The organism is Cupriavidus lacunae, assembly GCF_003353055.1.
GTDB classification, from domain to species: Bacteria; Pseudomonadota; Gammaproteobacteria; order Burkholderiales; family Burkholderiaceae; genus Cupriavidus; species Cupriavidus lacunae.
The window spans coordinates 1-17814 of sequence record NZ_QKWJ01000121.1; the positions used below are offsets into that span (position 1 = coordinate 1).

Consider the following 17814-nt stretch of genomic DNA (forward strand, 5'->3'; position numbering starts at 1 on the left):
GCTCGCACGGCGCGGTCGGGATGCCGAGCCCCAAAAAAAAGAGCGCAAATCAGGACGTGGCCGTCCGCCTGCCACGTTAGGGCCGGCGCGAAGCGCAGCCGAAGGCGTCCCACCGACGCGGTAGTTAGCAGGCTGCCAACTGCCTAAAGTCGGGTTCGTCCAATAGTCCGTTGATGTGGGCACAGACAGGGTGCGTAGCAGGCCCGAACGGCCAACCACGCCAAATGGAAATCACCGCCGTTTGAACCACCAACACCGAGGAATGGATGGCCAGCCGCCTGAGGCGACGCGCTTTTTGGTTACTTTTTGTCGCTCGGACAAAAAGTGACCCGCCCAGCAGGGCGGAACCAGGCGCTTAATCCTACGACAACATCGAACCCGACCCACATAACCAAGCCAACGAGCAAGAGGCCCGCCAATAGCCAAAAACCAACCCCCTCGTAAACGGCAATCTCAGTAAGGCAACCCCACATAATTCTCCGCCAACACCCGAGAAGCCGCCTCCGACCCCACCAGATAATCCAGCTCCGCCCGCTGCATCCGCAACGAAAACGCATCCGCATCCGGGAACCGATGCAACAGCGAAGTCATCCACCACGAGAAGCGCTCAGCCTTCCACACACGCCGCAGGCAACGCTCGGAATAGCCATCGAGGCCGCTGGCATCGGCATGGCGGTAGTGGGCTTCAAAGCCTTCGGACAGCGCCAGCACATCACTGGCCGCCAGATTCAACCCCTTGGCCCCGGTGGGCGGCACGATATGCGCGGCGTCGCCCGCCAGGAACAGCCGGCCAAAACGCATCGGCTCGCACACGAAGCTGCGTAGCGGCGCAATGCTCTTCTCGATGCTGGGCCCGGTCACCAGCGAGCTTGCCGTCTGCGGATCGAGCCGGCCGCGCAACTCCTGCCAGAAGCGCTCGTCGGACCAGTCTTCCACGCGCTCGCTCGACGCCACCTGCACGTAGTAACGGCTGCGATGCCGAGACCGCATGCTGCACAGCGCGAAGCCGCGCTCATGGCTGGCGTAGACGAGTTCATCGGCGACGGGCGGCGTCTCGGACAACAGCCCCAGCCAGCCGAACGGATAGACGCGCTCGAACACCTGCCGCGACGCCGCCGGCACGCTCTCGCGGCAGACGCCGTGAAAGCCGTCGCAGCCGGCAATATAGTCGCAGGCGATCTCATGCGTGGCGCCATCCTTGCGATAGCGCACCGTCGGCGTGCTGCCGTCGAAGCCCTGCACGCTGACTTCCTGCGCTTCGTAGATGGTGGGGGTTCCGTCGGCGCGGCGCGCGTCCATCAGGTCGCGCGTGACCTCGGTCTGCCCGTACACCGTGACGCTGCGTCCGATCAGGCCGTGCAGGTCGATATGGTGGCGCTGCCCGCCGTACGACAGCGCGATGCCGTGGTGGACCAGGCCTTCCGTATGCAGCCGCCCGGCCACGCCGGCGCGTTCCAGCGCGTCGACGGTGACGCTCTCCAGGATGCCCGCGCGGATGCGGCCGAGCACATATTCGGGACTGCGTTGTTCGATGATGATGTTGTCGATGCCGGCGCGTGTCAGCAACTGGCCGAGCAGCAGGCCGGCCGGGCCGGCGCCGATGATGGCAATCTGGGTGCGCATGTCTTGTCTCCTTGTGGGTATCCGTCTTCTGCCCCTAAAGATAGTCGGCGCAGGCCCGCCAAGGAATGGACAGATCGAACCAATGACAGGACAATCGGAACATCACTGGTAAACACTGAAGCCATCGTGAGAGCTGTCCCGACGTACTCGCTGTATGGCACCAATCCCTCGGAACTGCTGTCAAACCAGCTGCATTTCGAGTCCATCGCCGCGCGCAGCCGCCTGCACGGGTGGGAGATCAAGCCACACCGGCATGAGCGCTTCCTGCAAATTCTGTACATCCATGCGGGCGCCGGCGAAGCCCTGCTGGAGGGACGGCGCGAGCCGCTGCGCAGCGGTTCGCTGGTGACGATGCCGCCACGGCACATCCACGGTTTCGTCTTCACGCCGGAGACCGACGGCATAGTGGTGACCATGACCGACAGCCACCTGCGCACGCTGCTGGCCGGGGTGCCGGATGCGCTGCCGCTGTTCGCCCATCCGCGCCACGACCGCGTGCGCCGGGGCCACGCGCTGGCCGATACGCTGGCACTCATTCGTGGCGAGATCGAGACCGTGTCCGCCTGGCGCGGGGCCTCGCTGTCGGCATTGCTGACGCTGCTGCTGATCGGCATCGCGCGGCTGGCAAACGCAACCGCGCCGGCCGCGGCGCGCAGCGACAGCCGGCCCGCGCGGCATTTCCGGCTGTTCCAGCAGTTGCTCGAATCCGACTACCGTGAGCGCAAGGAAATCACGCACTATGCCGGCGCCATCGGCATCACGCCCACGCAGCTCAACCGCGTGTGCCGCCAGGCTTGCGGGCAGTCGGCCCTGCAGATGATCCACGCGCGCGTGCTGGCCGAGGCGCAGCGCGACCTGCTGTTCAGCGACCTGGAGGTCAAGCACATCGCCCTGTCGCTCGGGTTCTCCGACGCCGCCTACTTCTCGCGCTTCTTCGCGCGGCTGGTAGGACAGGCGCCGACTGAATTCCGGCAATCGGGGCGCGCGCGGCTGCCGGCATTTGCCATGCAGCCGCCCGCGGATACGCCGGGGTGACCGGTCAGCCTGCCTGGTCCATCCCGGCGAACACCTCCTCGGCGAGGTGAAATGCCGAGTTCGCCGCCGGCACGCCGCAATAGATCGCGGTCTGCAGCAACACCTCCTTGATCTCGTCGCGCGTGACGCCGTTGTTGGCGGCGGCGCGCAGATGCAGCTTGAGTTCCTCCGCGCGGTTCAGCGCCACCATCATGGCGATCGTCAGCAGGCTGCGGGTATGCCTGGGCAGACCTTCGCGCGTCCAGATCTCACCCCAGGCATAGCGCGTGATGAGGTTCTGGAACTCCTCGTTGAGCGGCGTCAGCCGCGCGAGCGAACGGTCGACGTGCGCGCTGCCGAGCACCTCGCGCCGCACGGCAAGGCCGGCGTCGTAGCGCGCATGATCGTCGGTCACGGGCAGCCGGCCGCGCACGAAATCGAGCAGCGCCGCCGTGAAGCGGCCGGGCTGCTCGAAGCTGGAAATATGCGCGGCGGGCAGCTCGACAAAGCGCGCGCCGGGAATCGCGTCGGCCAGCGCGCGGCCTTCCTGCGCAGTGGTCGACGGATCCTGGCTGCCGGCGATAACCAGCACGGGCACCGTGATCGACGCCACCGACTCGCGGAAATCGGCGTCGCGCACGGCCGCGCAGCTGGCTGCATAGCCGTGCGGATCAAGACCGGCAAGCACGTGGCGCAAGCCGTCAAGCGCGCGGTCCGCGGTGGCGGCAAACCCCGGCGTGAACCAGCGCTCGACCGAGGGCGCGACCATCACGGCCATGCCTTCGCGCCGTACGGTGTCGATGCGGGCATTCCATCCGTCGGCATTGCCGATCTTCGCGGCGGTATTCGCCAGCACGATATGCGAGAACCGCTGCGGCGCATGGATGCCTAGCCACATCCCCGTGAGACCGCCCATCGACAGGCCACAGAACACCGCCTGCCCGATCCCCAGCGCATCCAGGATGGCGAGGACGTCCTGCCCGAGCTGCGCCACGGTAAAGGCATCGCCCGGCGCGCTCGAGCGGCCGTGGCCGCGCGTGTCGTAGCGCACCACGCGATAGCGCCCGGCCAGCGCGGCGGCCTGCGGCTCCCACATGGTGTGGTCGGTGCCGAGCGAGTTCGAGAAGAGGATGGCCGGCGCGGACTCAGGGCCGTCAACGGTATAGAAGAGCCGGGCGCCGGCGTGGTCGAGGTAGGGCATTGCTTTCTCCTGGGGAACGCGGGCGGCAGCGTGGCCGGCGCGTCGTGTTGTTCCGGATTCCGGGCTCAGCGCAGTCTCAGGACGACTGGCGCCGCGCCAGCGCGGATTGCCAGGCCTGCACGGCAGCGTCCGCAAAGGCGGCTGACTGGCCCGCGTAATTGGCGGGGTCGGCAAGGCGGTCCAGCGCGGCGTCGTCGAGCAGGCCGGCATGCGCCGGCTCTTCCCGCAGTGTGCGGGCCAGTGCGTCGCGCAGGCTGGTGCCGTCGGCCACGGCACGCTGCGAGGCGCGTTCCACCAGATGGTGCGCGGGCAGCCGGCCGATCCTGCCGCCGAGTTCAAGCATCGCCGCCTCGCCAAGGATCAGGCCATGGGTGAGGCCGAGATTGGCGCGCATGCGCGCCGTATCGACCTGCAGCCCCGCCACGACCTCGCCCATCTGGCGCAGCGCGCCGGCGGCCAGCGTCACGATCTGCGGCAGCGTGTCCCATTCGGCCTGCCAGCCGCCCAAGGCACGCTCGTGTTCCTGCACCATGCCCGCCAGCATCGTCGCCACCAGCGGCGGCACCCGCACCGCGGCCGTCAGCACCGCCGCGCAGCCAACCGGATTGCGCTTGTGGGGCATGGTGCTGGAGCCGCCGCGGCCGGGGCCCGAGGGCTCGGCCACTTCCGCGACCTCGGTCTGCATCATCAGCGAGATATCGCGCGCCATCTTGCCGAGCGTGCCGGTCAGCATGCCCAGCGTGGTGGCGACCTCGGCCATGCGGTCACGATGCGCGTGCCACGGCAGCACGGGCGCGGCCAGGTCCAGTTCGCGGGCCAGCGCGGCGGTCACCGCGGGTGCGGTCTGGCCAAGGCTGGCGAGCGTGCCGGCGGCGCCGCCGAACTGCAGCGCGCGGGCCTGGGTGCGGGTGGCATCGAGTCGGCCGAGATCGCGACGCAGCGCATCGAGCCAGCCGGCGGCCTTGAGGCCAAAGCTGGCCGGCAGTGCATGCTGGAGCCAGGTGCGCGCGACCATCGGCGTGGCCCGGTGCGTCGTGGCCAGCGCGGCGCAGGCTTGGCCCAGGCGCACCAGGTCGGCATCCAGCACGCGCAGCGCATCGCCTAGCTGAAGCACCAGTGCGGTGTCGATGATGTCCTGGCTGGTGGCGCCCCAGTGGACAAAGCGCGCGGCCTCGACGTCGCGCGCGGCCACGGCGGCGGTCAGTTGCCTGACGAAGGGAATGGCAAGATTGCCGGCAGCGACCGCGGCCTGCGCCAGGGCGTCGCGATCAATGATGCCGGTGTCGCGGCAGACCTCGGAGATGACGGCTGCCGCCGCGGCAGGGATCACGCCGCTGTCGGCCTCGGCGCGCGCCAGCGCGGCCTCCACGGCCAGCATGCGCTGCACCGTGCCGGCGTCGGAGAAGATGTCCAGCACAGCCGGGCTGCCGAACATGGGATCGGTGAGACGCATTGCTGTTGGCATTGGGGGCGATGGGTAGCGTGAGAGGCCGTGACATCGACGGCCACCCGATTATGCGTCTGTTGCCGGCGGCGGGGCTGATTTCCCGGCCGCCGGCGGGCGCCTCAGATGTCGAAGAACACCGTCTCGCCCTGCCCCTGCAACACCACATTCCAGTGCAGCGTGCCGTTGCCGGCGTCGCTGGCGATCAGCGTGTCGCGGCGCTCGGCGGGGACCAGCGCCAGCACGGCGTCGGCAGCATTGGCTGCCGCCTCGTCGGGGAAGTACATGCGCGTGGCGACATGCCTGACCAGGCCGCGCATGAACACCGACACCATGATGTGCGGCGCCTGCGGCCGGCCGTCCGGGCCCGGCACGGCGCCCGGCTTGACGGTGACGAAGCGGAACGAGCCGTCGGCTTCGGTCGGCACCCGGCCAAAGCCGGTAAAGCCGGGCACCAGCGGCAGTTCGCGGGTGTCTTCGGCATGGCGGTAGCGGCCGGCAGGATTGGCCTGCCAGATCTCGACCATGCCGTCCGGCACGGGCTGGCCGTCGCCATCGGTCACGCGGCCTTCGATCACGATGCGCTGGCCGGCCAACTGCGGGGCGCTGGCGGTCAGGTCGGCGCAGTTCAATGCATTGAGGCCGATATGCAGGTAAGGGCCGACGGTCTGGGATGCGGTGGCGTAGAGCATGGTCTTACTCCATCGGCGTGGCATCGCGGCCACGCAGCACGATATCGAAACGGTAGCCGAGCGCGTATTCCGGCTGGGTGCTCTCCCAGTCGAAGGCGGCGATCAGGCGGTTGCGCGCTTTCTCGTCCGGCACGCAGTTGAAGATCGGGTCGAACGGCAGCAAGGGATCGCCGGGGAAATACATCTGCGTCACCAGGCGCGTGGCATAGGCATTGCCGAACAGCGAGAAGTGGATATGCTGCGGCCGCCAGGCGTTGTGGTGGTTGCGCCAGGGATAGGCGCCGGGCTTGATGGTCTTGAACCGGTAGTGCCCGTTGGCGTCGGTCACGGTGCGGCCTTCGCCCGAAAAGTGCGGGTCGAGCGGAGCGTCGTGCTGGTCGCGCTTGTGCAGGTAGCGGCCGGCGGCGTTGGCCTGCCAGACTTCGACCAGCGCGTTCGGCACCGGCCGGCCGTTCTCGTCGAGCACGCGGCCGGTCACGAGAATGCGTTCGCCGATCGGTTCGCCACCGTTGCCCACGGTCAGGTCATTGTCGCCTTCGCGCACGAACTCGGCGCCGAAGCCCGGCCCGGTAACTTCGGACAGCGATTGCGGCAGCGCGATCAGCGGCTGGCCGGGCGAGCGCTTCTGCGTGGAAGCATAGGGATCAAACCGGTATTCGGGCTGGGTGTCCCAGTAGGGACGGCGGTACTGGGCAAGACGGGTCATCGCGCAGTCTCCTTGTCGTTTTGGAATGGATCCACTTTAGATGGCAGATAAATTCATGTAAATTGAGATCTACGCTATTTATCATGAATTTTCAGCATGCATTCATCGCCCCCACCCGCGCTGGAGATCTTCCGCAACCGCGTGCGGCTGCGGCATCTCTATTGCTTTGTCGCCGTGTCGCAGACGCAGCATCTGGGCCGCGCCGCCGACCGCCTGGGCCTGACCCAGCCGGCCGTGTCCAAGACCCTGACCGAACTGGAAGAACTGGCCGGCACGCGCCTGCTGGTGCGGCGGCGGGCGGGCACTGAGCTGACCACGGCAGGCACGCGCTTCCTGCGCCACGCGCTGCGCATCCTGGCCGATATCGACGCGGCCGCCGACAGCATGGCCGGCGCGCAAGCCTTGCCGCAGGAGCGTATCAGGCTGGGCGCGCTGCCCAGCGTCGTGCCGGCGGTGCTGACCGATGCCCTGCTGCGTTTCCGCGCCGCGCATCCCGGGGTCGGCATCGCCGTCCAGACCGGCATGAACCGCAACCTTATCGACCAGCTCAAGGCGGATGTGCTGGACCTGGTCATCGGGCGCATGGACGACCCGGTGGCAATGGAAGGCCTCTGGTTTGAGTCCCTGGGACCGGACTCGCTGGCCTTCGCGGTCCGCGCCGGCCATCCCCTGGCGGCCGTACCGCGGCCGACGCTGGTTGACGCGCTGGCGTGGCCGCTGGTGATTCCGGCCGCGGGCTCGATTCCGCGCCACAACACGGAAAGCCTGCTGGCCCGGCACGGCCTGCCGCTGCCGGATGGCTGCGTGGAGACATCGGACGCCTATCTGGGCCGGCTGCTGGCCCGGCAAAGCGACAGTGTGTGGGCAGCACCGCTGTCCGCGGCCAGGCGCGCCGTGTCCGAGGGCGACCTGGTGCTGCTGGCAATCGAGACCCAGGGCACCGAGGAACCGGTCGGCCTGCTGCGGCACAGCGACCGCACACTGCCCCCGATGGCGGAGGCGTTGGCGCACTGCATCCGCACGGCCGCGCAGCCGGCAAGCTAGTCAGTGGCTGGCCACGCTCTCCTTCACGCCGCGCGCGGGGCCAGCGGCGGCTGACGGGGCGCTGCTGAAGTGTTTCACCAACAGTGCGCCCGCGGCCAGGAAGGCTGGCACGGCCAGCAGCGTAAAGATGGTGTCGAAGCCAAGATGCTGGCGCAGCAATTCCGCGCCAAGCAGGGCCCCGGTGATCCCGCCGAAGCGCCCGAAGCCGAGCATCCAGGCAACACCGGTGGCCCGGCCCTGCGTCGGGTAGAAGGCCGCGGCCAGTGACGGCATCGAGGACTGCGCGCCGTTCATGGCGGTGCCGGCCAGGAAGATCAGCGCGCCCAACAGCACCTGGCTGCCGGTGCCGTGGCCCACGGCGTAGATCAGCGCCCCGGTGGCGGCATAGGTGATGGCGATGACCTTGTTCGGATTGAAGCGGTCCATGAACCAGCCGGCGGCAATGGTGCCGATGCCGCCGCCCAGCGGGAAGAGCGCGGTCAGGAACGAGGCGTGCTGGATCGAGAATCCGGCATCCTTCATCAGCGTGGGCATCCAGCTGGTCAGCAGGTAGAAGATGACCAGGCCCATGAAATAGGTGCACCACAGCATCGCCGAGCCCAGGCGAAAGCCGGGCGCCAGCACGGTGCCGATGGCGGACCGGGTTGCGGGCGCGGCTTCGCCGATGACGAATGCGTCGGCCTGGCCCAGGTCCGCGCCGGTCACACGCTGCAGCACCTTGCGGATCTGGCTGGCCGGGTAGCTGCGCAGCACCATGTAGCGTACCGATTCCGGCAACAGGACGATGAGCAACACTGCCAGCACCAGCGGCAGGACGCCGCCGAGCAGCAGCACGCTATGCCAGCCGAAGTGCGGAATCATGGCGGCGGCGACAAACCCGCCCGCCGCGGATCCCAGCGGAAACCCGCAGAACATGGTGTTCACCAGCACGGCACGGCGGCGTTGCGGCGCGAACTCGGAGGTCAGCGTCACGGCATTCGGCATGGCTGCCCCCAGGCCCAGCCCGGTCAGGAACCGCAGCGCCGTCAGCCAGCCCAGCGTGGGGGCAAAGGCCGTGGCCAGGCTGCAGGCACCGAAGAAGAAGACCGACAGCACCAGCACCTTCTTGCGGCCGACGCGGTCAGCCAGCGGGCCGGCAAAGATCGCGCCGAAGGCCAGCCCGAACAGGGCCGCGCTCATGACCGGCCCGAGCGCTGCCTTCTCAATGCCCCAGTCTTGCACCAGCGCCGGCGCGATATAGCCCATTGCCGCGGTGTCGAAGCCGTCAATGGCAACGATCAGGAAGCACAGTACGAGAATGAGCCATTGATAGCCGGTGAACCGCTGGCCGTCGATGAGGGCCTGGACATCTGTGATGCCACCCTTGGTCTGCGTGGATTGGGGCACTGTTGTCTCCGTTTGCCTATCGCGCGGCCTGCCTAGCAGGCGTCCCGCGCGATATTGTTCTAATAGCGAACCTACGTTCTCTGATTGAACGCATCTTAGGCAAAGGGGATTGCGGCACAGAATTGGCGTTAACCCGGCGGAATATGGGCAAGTGGCGGCGACCACCCGGTGGAGACATTCACCGACAAATACGCTTTTCTACGGCCTCAACTAATCCGCGGATGGCATTTCCCGGTGGTTTATATCGAAGAAGGACATGATCACGAAATATCCGACCAGTTCGCCTGATGAAATGCCTGATAAATAAGAAAATTTCATGCAATAGGCGGCAAGTGTCAATTTACATTCCCAAATGCATCACCTAAAGTGCAGCCCAAATCCGCGCGATTGACGCGACGTGTCTTGCACGCCGCTTCAACCCTCCGCCAGTCACGCACGAAGCCTGGCCTTGGCGACCTTCTCCAGGGTCGAGCGCGGCAAGGCATCCACCAGCCGGACTTCACGCGGCTGCTTGAAATCGGCAAGCTGCGTCTCGCACGCGGCCATGATCTGCGCGGACAGGGCCTCGCCCGCCGCGGCGCCCGGGATCACGAAAGCCACCGGCACTTCGTCCAGCATCGGACTTCCTGGCGACCACCGCCACCTCTGCCACGCCCGGCACTGCCGCGATCACTTCGTCCAGCACGTGGATTTCATATCCCGGCGACGGTCGCCCCATCGACAACGGCGCATTGGCGTGAGGCACCGAGCCGATGGTGCCGTGCGAAATGGTCTCGGTCATGCCCCACCAGCCGATTGCCTTGACCCTGAAATGCGCATCGGTCGGCGGCGCGCACACGCCGCTGCCCCACAGCCGGTAGCTGTGCTGCGCCGGCACCGGCTGCGCCAGCAGGGCGCGAATGCAGAACGGCACCATCGAGGTCCAGGTGCAGCCGTGGCGCAACGACAGCGGCCAGAAGCGCGACGGAGAACTTCGGCAGCTGGCCCTGCCCTGGCCCGACACGAGTTCCGTGCCACTTGGTCACACGCTGCCGCCGACCCGGGTGGACACTGCGGTACATCCCGGCAGCCAAGGCTGCATCCCTTACAAGCTATGAAACCGTTGCACGGACGCCGCGCTGCCGTGTGCCGGCCAGGCCTTGTCCCAGGCCGCTCTGCGCAGGGTACGAATCTTGCCCCTTACTGGTTACCCGCCAGCGGTTGGCGCGCGCCTTCTGCGCCGGCTTCCGCACATGGCGTTACTCACATTGTCAGGAAACCAGCATGGGCTACTACTACGATGAGCGCAATGCGCGCGATGAGCGCCAACGCCGCCAGGCATGGGACGACGATGACTGGCAACCGGAATCGGAGCGCGAGCACTGGCAAGCGCAGCGTCGGCGCCAGCAAATGATGCCCGGCCAGACCAGCTATGGCGGCCCGGCCCGCCCGGCCCGGGAATTCAACGAGCAGTACGGTGCAGGCCGTTATCCGGAACAGCCCCGCGAGGGTCGCGGCGGCAGCAGCCTGCGCTATGGCCTGAATGGCGGCTACGGCTGGGAACGCGCCGGCGAATGGCGCGACCCGCAGGCATGGGAGCGCGACGATGAATACGCCGAGCGCCAGTGGCGCCAGAGCACCGAGCGCGCGCGGGAACCGCGCGAACTGCGTGGACGCTCGCGTGGCTCGCCCCGCACCCAGGGCCACGAAAGCTACTTCAGCGACCTGCGCAGCGACCGCCGCTACTGGGTCGAACCGCGCGACGAATGGGATGAGGACCAGCGGTATGAAGCCCAACGCCACAGCCCGGAATATCAGAAATATGCGCGGGAATATGCGCAACGGCGCAGCTGGGAAACCGATGACGACCGGGATGACCAGCGCGAAGGCGAGCACGGCGTGCTCTACAACCTGGGCCGCCGCATCGGCGAAGTGGTGGGCGACTGGTTCGGGACCCCGGACGAGCACGAATGGCACAACACTGGTCCGCGCGGCTACCAGCGCAGCGACGAGCGCATCCGCGACCAGATCTGCGAGCGGCTGACCTACGCGCGCGGTGTTGACGTCAGCGACGTCAGCGTCGAGGTCAGCGGCGGCGTGGTGTCGCTGACCGGCACCGTGCGCGACCGCGGCCAGAAGTACTACATCGAGGACATGGCCGACAGCACCTACGGCGTCAAGGAGGTCAACAACGACATCCACGTGCGTCGTGATAGCGTAAGCGGCACTGCCAGCAGAACGCCTGGCGGCCACACCAGCGACACCACCGGCAGTACCTGGCGTGCATAAGGCCAGCGGCCGGCGGATCATCTCCGCCGGCCCTTAGGTTGCTCCCGGACCCGCCGCCACGCCCGCCTCCGCCGCCAGCTTCTCGCGGATAAACCCCAGGAAGGCCCGCACGCCCTCAGGCAGCGTGCGGCCGGCCAGCGTCTGCAGCTCGATCGCACGGCGCCTCATGCCGCGCTCGCGGATCGACGCGGCATGCAGTTCGCCGCGGCGCAAGCGGTCGCCCACCGTGACGGTGCCGGAGATCGACAGCCCGCCGCCGTGCAGCACGAAGCTGGTCAGCGTCTCGAAGTGGTTGGTCACCAGCACCGGCTCGAACACGATGCCGCGTTCGCCGCAGGCAATGTCGAACAGCTGGCGCACGGTGTTGTCGCCCTCGGGCAGCGCCATCGGGTAGGGCTGCATCTGCGCCAGGGTGACGCTGCGAAAGCGCGCCAGCGGATGGTCCGGGCGCATGATGGCGATCACCGGCGCCGGCTGCCGGTGTTCGATGCGGATGCCCTGCTCAGCGGCGCGGCTGTAGGTGATGCCGATATCCGCATCGCCATGCAGCACGATGCCGGTGACTTCCGCCGGCGGCGCCACGCGCACATGGAATTGCAGTCCCGGATAGCACTGGCGGAACTCGGCAATGCTGCGCGGCAGGAACTCGATCGCAAACCCGGCCGAGCTGGCCACGCGCACCCGGCCGCGGCGCAGGCCCTGCAGCGCGGCGATCTCGGACACCACGCGGTCGGCCTCCAGTGCGCCGCGCAGCGCGTAGGCCGCCAGCAACTCGCCCGCGGCGCTGGCCACCATCCCCCGTGGCCGGCGGTCGAACAGCGGCACGCCGAGCAAGGCCTCGAGCGTGCCGACCTGGCGGCTCACCGCCGACACGGTGACATTCAGCCGCTGCGCCGCCTCGGTCAGCGAGCCGCTGCGCACGACCTCCAGGAAATAGCGCAACGAGGTGTCCTGCAGGCGATGCGACAGCATGGGCGGCTCCGGGGGTCTGGTTTGCGTTTTACGCAAGGATATTTCAAAAAATCATCGATTGCGGGAAACCGCGCGCCGCCCGTATGCTTTTCCGTATGCTTTCCCGGACACCAAAGGAGACACCCGAGCCATGGCGCCTGCCCAGCCCCCCGATCCCATCACCGAACTCGATGCCGTCGCCCTGTCGCGCGCCATCCATGCGCGCGAGGTCTCGTGCGTGGAAGTGCTCGATGCCTTCCTTGGCCAGATCGACCGCCACAACCCGCGCGTCAACGCCATCGTCGCTCCGGTTGACCGCGACACCCTGCGCGCGCAGGCAGCCGGGCTTGACGCGGAACTGGCGCGCGGCGCCAGCCGCGGCCCGCTGCACGGCTTCCCGCAGGCGCCCAAGGACATCAGCCCGGCCGCGGGCATGGTCACCACCAAGGGCTCGCCGATCTTCGCCGGGCAGGTCAGCGACACCGACGCCGTGATCTTCGAGCGCATGCGCGCCGGCGGCGCGATCTTCGTCGGGCGCACCAACTCGCCGGAATTCGGCCTGGGCGGCCATACCTACAACCCGGTCTATGGCACCACCCGCAACGCCTTCGACCCGGCGCGCTCCGCCGGCGGCAGCAGCGGCGGCGCCGCGGTGGCCGTGGCGCTGCACATGCTGCCGGTGGCGGATGGCTCGGACATGATGGGGTCGCTGCGCACGCCCGCGGCGTTCAATCACGTCTATGGCCTGCGCACTTCGGTCGGCTGCGTGCCGCACGGTCCGGGCGACGAGGTCTTCTTCCAGCAGTTCAGCGTGGCCGGGCCGATGGCGCGCAACGTGCCGGACCTGGCCCTGCTGCTGTCGGTGCAGGCGGGCTTTGACGCGCGCCTGCCGCTGACGCGCCGCACCGAGGCGCCCGGCACCTTCACGCTGCCGCCCGACCGCGACTGGACCGGCGTGCGCATTGGCTGGCTCGGCGACCTGGGCGGCCACCTGCCGACCGAAGCCGGCGTGCTCGATACCTGTGTGCAGGCGCTCACGCACCTGCGCAAGCTCGGCTGCGTCATCGACGCGGCGCTGCCCGCGTTCGACCTGGAGCGCCTGTGGCGTGCGTGGATCGACCTGCGCAGCTTCTCGGTGGCTGGCGCCAACGCGGCGCTGTACCACGACCCGGCCAGGCGCGCTCTGCTCAAGCCCGAGGCGGTATGGGAGATCGAGCGCGGCCTGGCCCTGCCGGGCACGCGCGTGTACGAGGCCATGAGCGAGCGCAGCGCGTGGTACCAGGCGCTGCGCTCGCTGTTCGAGCGCTTCGATTACCTGGTGCTGCCCGCCGCGCAGGTATTCCCGTTCGATGCCGGGTGGGACTGGCCGCACGCCATCGACGGCCGCGACATGGACACCTACCACCGCTGGATGCAGGCGGTGGTGCCGGCCACCATGGCCGGGCTGCCGGCACTGGCCGCGCCGGCCGGCTTCGGCCCGCAGGGCCTGCCCGCCGGCATCCAGATCATCGGCCCGGCGCAGGCCGACGCCGCGGTGCTGCAGCTCGGGCATGCCTACGACCAGGCCGGCGGCTTCTCGCGCGTGCGCAGCCCCTGGCTCGATTGAGCCTTCGGCTTGCCCTGGCTCCGCTTCGTATTGCTTCCGATTGCCCTCTATTCCTACAACTGCCGACAGGAGTGCCAACGATGACTGCAATGCCCCCGAAGCTGTTTCTCGCCTGCGCCGCCGCACTGACCGCGGTGCTGTCCACAGCGCCCGCCGCCGTGCAGGCGCAGTCGTGGCCCGACCGCCCGATCCGGCTGGTGGTGCCCTTCGCCGCCGGCGGCGCCACTGACGTGCTCGGCCGCTTGCTGGCTGTCGGCCTTGGCGAAAAGCTCGGCCAGTCGATGGTAGTCGAAAACAAGCCCGGCGCCAGCACCGTGATCGGCGCCGCCCAGGTGGCCAAGGCCACGCCCGACGGCTACACGCTGCTGCTGGCGGCCAGCACCACGCTGACGCTGAACCCGGCAATCCGGCAGCACCTGGGCTACGACCCCATCAAAAGCTTCACCCCGCTGGGCCTGGTCGCCGACATGAGCCTGGTACTGGTGGTCAACCCTGACACGCAGATCACCTCGCTCAAGGACCTGGTAACGCAGGCCAGGGCCCACCCGGACAAGTTCTCCTACGGCTCGTTCGGCGCCGGTTCCTCGGTGCATTTCGGCGCGGAGATGCTCAAGTCAGCCACCGGCATCCGCATGGTCCATGTGCCCTTCAACGGCAGCGCCCCCAGCCTGACCGCGCTGGCCGGCGGCCAGGTGCCGGTCGCAGTCGATACCGTGGTGGCCACCCTGCCGCTGATCAAGGGCGGCAAGATCCGGCCGGTGGCGGTGCTGTCGCCGCAGCGCCTGCCGGCGTTGCCGCAAGTGCCGACCGTCGCGGAGAGCGGCTATCCCGGCTTCCAGATGGGCACCTGGTTCGCACTGCTGGCACCGGCGGGACTGCCCGCACCGGTGCAGCAGAAGCTGGAGAAGGCACTGGCCGAGGTCGCCAACGCGCCGGCCATCAAAGCACGCATGGTCGAACTGGCGCTGACGCCGGCCTACGGCAATGGCGCGGCGGTGAAGGCGCGGGTGGAGAAGGAATTGCCCGAGATGCGGGCGGTGGCCGCGCGGGCGGATATTCGCGCCGAGTAAGCCCTTCGGGGCGGCCGTCGGCTGCCGCCCATACTCCACATGCGCCGCCTCCGGCGTTCGTTGGCAGCGCTCCGCACTTTTGCATACAAAACTGGAATACAATCAGCGCTTTCAACGCCGCGGCATGGGGTAGTACCCCAGTGCCGCCCCCAAGTTTTGGAGGAGACCATGACGTATTCAGAAACGGGCCTGACGTCCCGCCACGTGGCAGCGCTCGCGCCGATCGAGGACTACCTGCAGGGCCATATCACCGGCAAGGCCGAATTCATGTACAAGGCGTTCGCCGCCGACGCGCGCATTGTCTCGTTCCGCGATGGCAAGCTGCATTCGCTGACGGTTGAGGAATTTGCCTCGGCGCGCTGCCCCGGCCATCCCGCGGCCGATGAGGCGCAGCGCAAGCGCTTGATCACGCAGTTCGACGTGGTCGGCAATGCCGGCGTGGCCAAGGTGGTGCTGGAGTATCCGGGCGTGACCTTCACCGACTACATGACGCTGCTGGAAATCGACGGCGCCTGGAAGATCGTCAACAAGACCTTCAGCGCCGCACCGCGCTGAAGGCAGGAAGGCCGCTGCGGCAACGCGCCGCAGCCGGGCTTACTTTGCGGCAGCAGGCAACCCTGCCTGTGACATCGGCCCGAAGAACATGGGCTTCATGCGCTCGCGCCCGACCACGCGCGCAACCTCCGCGATCACGCAGTAGTTGAGCACCAGCATCAGCACCAGCAACTGGACCGCCCAGTAGTGCGCCCAGTTGATATGCGCGAGCAGCGCGTCGTTGGCGGCCGCCAGCCCTGGCGCTTCCTGCCAGAACACTCATGCAGGCGCTCGGCATAGTGCACGGCCAGCGCCACCAGGTTGTAGATCAGCGCCTTCCACGCGACGTTCCAGTTCAGGCTGGCAACACCGCCGTCGCCTCGATCTCGAACAGCATGTTGTCCAGCGCCAGCCGCGGCACCGGGATCAGCGTGCAGGCCGGCGTCGGCTTGTCGCCCCACATCTCGCGCAACGCCGCGCCGAAGGTGCGCAGGCGGTCATGCGAGTGATCGACCACAAGCACCGTGAGCTTGGCCACATCGCCCACGTCGGCACCCGCCGCGTCCAGCGCGATGCGCAGGTTCTGCATGGCACGCGCCACCTGGCGCGGAAAATCGAGCGGCAGGCAGCCAGCCGCATCCTCACCGCCTTGCCCCGCGATATAGACGATGCGGGCCGGGCCTTCCACCACCGCCACATGCGAATAGCCGTTGGGCCGCGGGTCATACAGCCCCTCGGGATTGATGAGGCTGAGCGAGGGGTTGGGGCGGGCGGCCGGCATGGTGGGCACTGAAGGCAGCGCGGGCATCGAGGGAGAACGCAAGGACGAGGGCGAGAACGGGAACATGGTCATCAGCTCTGGATTGAGGCGTGGCGAACAGTGGAGTGGCAAGTATCGAACCTCAACTTAACTTGAGGTCAAGCGCTGCCATGGTGATAGCATGGGCATTCTTTCGTCCCACTGATATCCATTCCCGATGGCCTCCGCGAACCAGCCCGCCTCACCGCGCCGGCGCCGTCCCGCGCCTGCAGAAGAACTGCTCTCCGTCGGCGAGGTCGCCGCGCGCACGGGCATTGCCGTATCCGCGCTGCATTTCTATGAGTCGCGCGGCCTGATCGCCAGCACCCGCAGCGGCGGCAACCAGCGCCGCTATGCGCGCGCCGTGCTGCGGCGCCTGGCCGTGATCCGCGTGGCGCAGCGCATGGGGCTGCCGCTGGCGGTGATATCCGACGCCATGCAGAAGCTGCCGGACGGCCGCGCCCCAACCGTGGCCGACTGGCACCGGCTCTCCGCAAGCTGGCGCGATGACCTCGATGAACGGATCCGCACGCTTACGCAATTGCGGGATCAGCTTGATGGATGCATTGGGTGTGGGTGTTTGTCGCTGAAGGCTTGTCCGTTGCGGAATCCGCAGGATGCGCTGGCGGGGGAAGGGCCGGGGCCGCATTTTCCGGAGGGGGATTGAATGAGGCTGGTGCTTGTTGGATTGCTTATGTAGGTCGGGTTCGATGTTGTCGTAGGTTTAAGCGCCTGGTTCCGCCCTGCTGGGCGGGTCACTTTTTGTCCGAGCGACAAAAAGTAACCAAAAAACGCGTCGCCTCTGGCGGCTGGCCATCCATTCCTCGGTGTTGGTGGTTCGGGCGGTGGTGCTTGCCGTTTGGCGTGGTTGCCCGTTCGACCCTGCTACGCACCCTGTCCGGTGCCTACGTCGACGGACTATTGGACGAACCCGACTTTAGGCTATTGGCAGCCTGCTAACGAGGTCATCGGTAGGACGCCTACGGCTGCGCTGCGCGCACTCAGTATCAAAGTCGGGTGCCCGGGCACGGAGTGCGTCGCTGCGCTCGCACGGGGCGGTCGTATTGCCGAGCCAAAAACGCAAATCAGGACGTGGCCGTCCGCCTGCCACGTTAGGGCCCGCGCGAAGCGCAGCCGAAGGCGTCCCACCGACGCGGTGAGCCTAAAGTCGGGTTCGTCCAATAGTCCGTTGATGTGGGCACAGACAGGGTGCGTAGCAGGCCCGAACCACCAACCACGCCAAACGGCAAGCACCACCGCCCGAACCACCCCCACCACCAAATTGATGGCCAGCCGCCTGAGGCGACGCGCTTTTTGGTTACTTTTTGTCGCTCGGACAAAAAGTGACCCGCTCAGCAGGGCGGAACCAGGCGCTTAAACCTACGACAACATCGAACCCGACCTTCTATGAGGGCAAGGATGTCAACCCCCTTCAGTATTGGAGTTCAGGTAGGCATGTCGGGTCGATACGTCTTT

18 protein-coding genes and 1 pseudogene are annotated in these 17814 nt (G+C 67.6%); 8 read left to right on the top strand and 11 right to left on the bottom strand.

Annotated features, from left to right (window positions below):
• Window positions 1–453: 453 nt before the first annotated feature.
• A complete protein-coding gene (pobA, locus tag DN412_RS39435; RefSeq protein WP_115216492.1) occupies window positions 454–1623 on the bottom strand; it encodes a 4-hydroxybenzoate 3-monooxygenase in 1170 nt (389 codons plus the stop codon).
• A gap of 126 nt (window positions 1624–1749) precedes the next feature.
• Here pobA and DN412_RS39440 point away from each other — a divergent pair, with 126 nt between their 5' ends.
• Window positions 1750–2658 carry a helix-turn-helix domain-containing protein gene (locus DN412_RS39440; protein ID WP_115216493.1) on the top strand — a complete coding sequence of 303 codons (909 nt, stop codon included), beginning with the start codon at window positions 1750–1752 and terminating at the stop codon, window positions 2656–2658.
• 4 nt (window positions 2659–2662) lie between these two features.
• On the opposite strand, the gene pcaDC is transcribed toward DN412_RS39440, so the two are convergent.
• The 4 genes from pcaDC to pcaH form a co-directional block, all read right to left on the bottom strand.
• Window positions 2663–3838, bottom strand: a complete 1176-nt coding sequence (gene pcaDC / locus DN412_RS39445) for a bifunctional 3-oxoadipate enol-lactonase/4-carboxymuconolactone decarboxylase PcaDC (RefSeq protein ID WP_115216494.1) — start codon at window positions 3836–3838, stop codon at window positions 2663–2665.
• A 76-nt stretch (window positions 3839–3914) separates the two neighbouring features.
• Window positions 3915–5291: a 3-carboxy-cis,cis-muconate cycloisomerase gene (locus tag DN412_RS39450; protein ID WP_279635302.1), complete on the bottom strand. Its 1377-nt coding sequence runs from the start codon at window positions 5289–5291 to the stop codon at window positions 3915–3917.
• Between the two features lie 113 nt (window positions 5292–5404).
• Window positions 5405–5974 carry a protocatechuate 3,4-dioxygenase subunit alpha gene (pcaG, locus tag DN412_RS39455; RefSeq protein ID WP_115216496.1) on the bottom strand — a complete coding sequence of 190 codons (570 nt, stop codon included), beginning with the start codon at window positions 5972–5974 and terminating at the stop codon, window positions 5405–5407.
• Between the two features lie 4 nt (window positions 5975–5978).
• Window positions 5979–6680 (bottom strand): protocatechuate 3,4-dioxygenase subunit beta, encoded by a 702-nt coding sequence (gene pcaH / locus DN412_RS39460; RefSeq protein WP_115216497.1) that lies wholly within the window; start codon window positions 6678–6680, stop codon window positions 5979–5981.
• A gap of 96 nt (window positions 6681–6776) precedes the next feature.
• Between pcaH and DN412_RS39465 the strand changes: the two genes are divergently transcribed.
• Window positions 6777–7724, top strand: a complete 948-nt coding sequence (locus DN412_RS39465; protein WP_115216498.1) for a LysR substrate-binding domain-containing protein — start codon at window positions 6777–6779, stop codon at window positions 7722–7724.
• On the opposite strand, the gene DN412_RS39470 is transcribed toward DN412_RS39465, so the two are convergent.
• The 3 genes and pseudogenes from DN412_RS39470 to DN412_RS46135 all read right to left on the bottom strand — a co-directional run.
• Window positions 7725–9110, bottom strand: a complete 1386-nt coding sequence (locus DN412_RS39470; RefSeq protein WP_115216499.1) for an MFS transporter — start codon at window positions 9108–9110, stop codon at window positions 7725–7727.
• A 429-nt stretch (window positions 9111–9539) separates the two neighbouring features.
• Entirely contained in the window at window positions 9540–9728 is a 189-nt protein-coding gene (locus DN412_RS44245) for an AMP-binding enzyme (protein WP_244223046.1), read from the bottom strand.
• Window positions 9729–9843: 115 nt separating this feature from the next.
• A pseudogene (locus tag DN412_RS46135) lies at window positions 9844–10053 on the bottom strand (ATP-dependent acyl-CoA ligase); the annotation flags it as partial.
• Between DN412_RS46135 and DN412_RS39480 the strand changes: the two are divergent.
• Both DN412_RS39480 and DN412_RS39485 read left to right on the top strand, forming a co-directional pair.
• Window positions 10010–10207 carry a hypothetical protein gene (locus DN412_RS39480; protein ID WP_115216500.1) on the top strand — a complete coding sequence of 66 codons (198 nt, stop codon included), beginning with the start codon at window positions 10010–10012 and terminating at the stop codon, window positions 10205–10207. The pseudogene DN412_RS46135 and the gene DN412_RS39480 overlap by 44 nt on opposite strands.
• A gap of 166 nt (window positions 10208–10373) precedes the next feature.
• On the top strand, window positions 10374–11378 hold the full coding sequence (locus DN412_RS39485; protein ID WP_115216501.1) for a BON domain-containing protein: 1005 nt from the start codon (window positions 10374–10376) through the stop codon (window positions 11376–11378).
• Window positions 11379–11411: 33 nt separating this feature from the next.
• Here DN412_RS39485 and DN412_RS39490 read toward each other — a convergent pair whose 3' ends face one another.
• Complete coding sequence (locus DN412_RS39490; RefSeq protein WP_115216502.1) at window positions 11412–12350, bottom strand: LysR family transcriptional regulator; 939 nt, start codon at window positions 12348–12350, stop codon at window positions 11412–11414.
• 130 nt (window positions 12351–12480) lie between these two features.
• Between DN412_RS39490 and DN412_RS39495 the strand changes: the two genes are divergently transcribed.
• From DN412_RS39495 to DN412_RS39505, 3 genes are all read left to right on the top strand, one after another.
• A complete protein-coding gene (locus DN412_RS39495) occupies window positions 12481–13935 on the top strand; it encodes an amidase (protein WP_115216503.1) in 1455 nt (484 codons plus the stop codon).
• A gap of 80 nt (window positions 13936–14015) precedes the next feature.
• Complete coding sequence (locus DN412_RS39500; protein WP_115216504.1) at window positions 14016–15005, top strand: Bug family tripartite tricarboxylate transporter substrate binding protein; 990 nt, start codon at window positions 14016–14018, stop codon at window positions 15003–15005.
• Between the two features lie 168 nt (window positions 15006–15173).
• On the top strand, window positions 15174–15560 hold the full coding sequence (locus tag DN412_RS39505; protein ID WP_115216505.1) for a nuclear transport factor 2 family protein: 387 nt from the start codon (window positions 15174–15176) through the stop codon (window positions 15558–15560).
• A 39-nt stretch (window positions 15561–15599) separates the two neighbouring features.
• On the opposite strand, the gene DN412_RS39510 is transcribed toward DN412_RS39505, so the two are convergent.
• Together DN412_RS39510 and DN412_RS39515 are read right to left on the bottom strand one after the other, a co-directional pair.
• A complete protein-coding gene (locus DN412_RS39510) occupies window positions 15600–15818 on the bottom strand; it encodes a hypothetical protein (protein WP_115216506.1) in 219 nt (72 codons plus the stop codon).
• Between the two features lie 76 nt (window positions 15819–15894).
• Window positions 15895–16392, bottom strand: a complete 498-nt coding sequence (locus tag DN412_RS39515) for a RidA family protein (RefSeq protein ID WP_244223047.1) — start codon at window positions 16390–16392, stop codon at window positions 15895–15897.
• Window positions 16393–16516: 124 nt separating this feature from the next.
• Here DN412_RS39515 and soxR point away from each other — a divergent pair, with 124 nt between their 5' ends.
• A complete protein-coding gene (gene soxR, locus DN412_RS39520) occupies window positions 16517–17005 on the top strand; it encodes a redox-sensitive transcriptional activator SoxR (protein WP_167471186.1) in 489 nt (162 codons plus the stop codon).
• Window positions 17006–17814 lie beyond the last annotated feature (809 nt).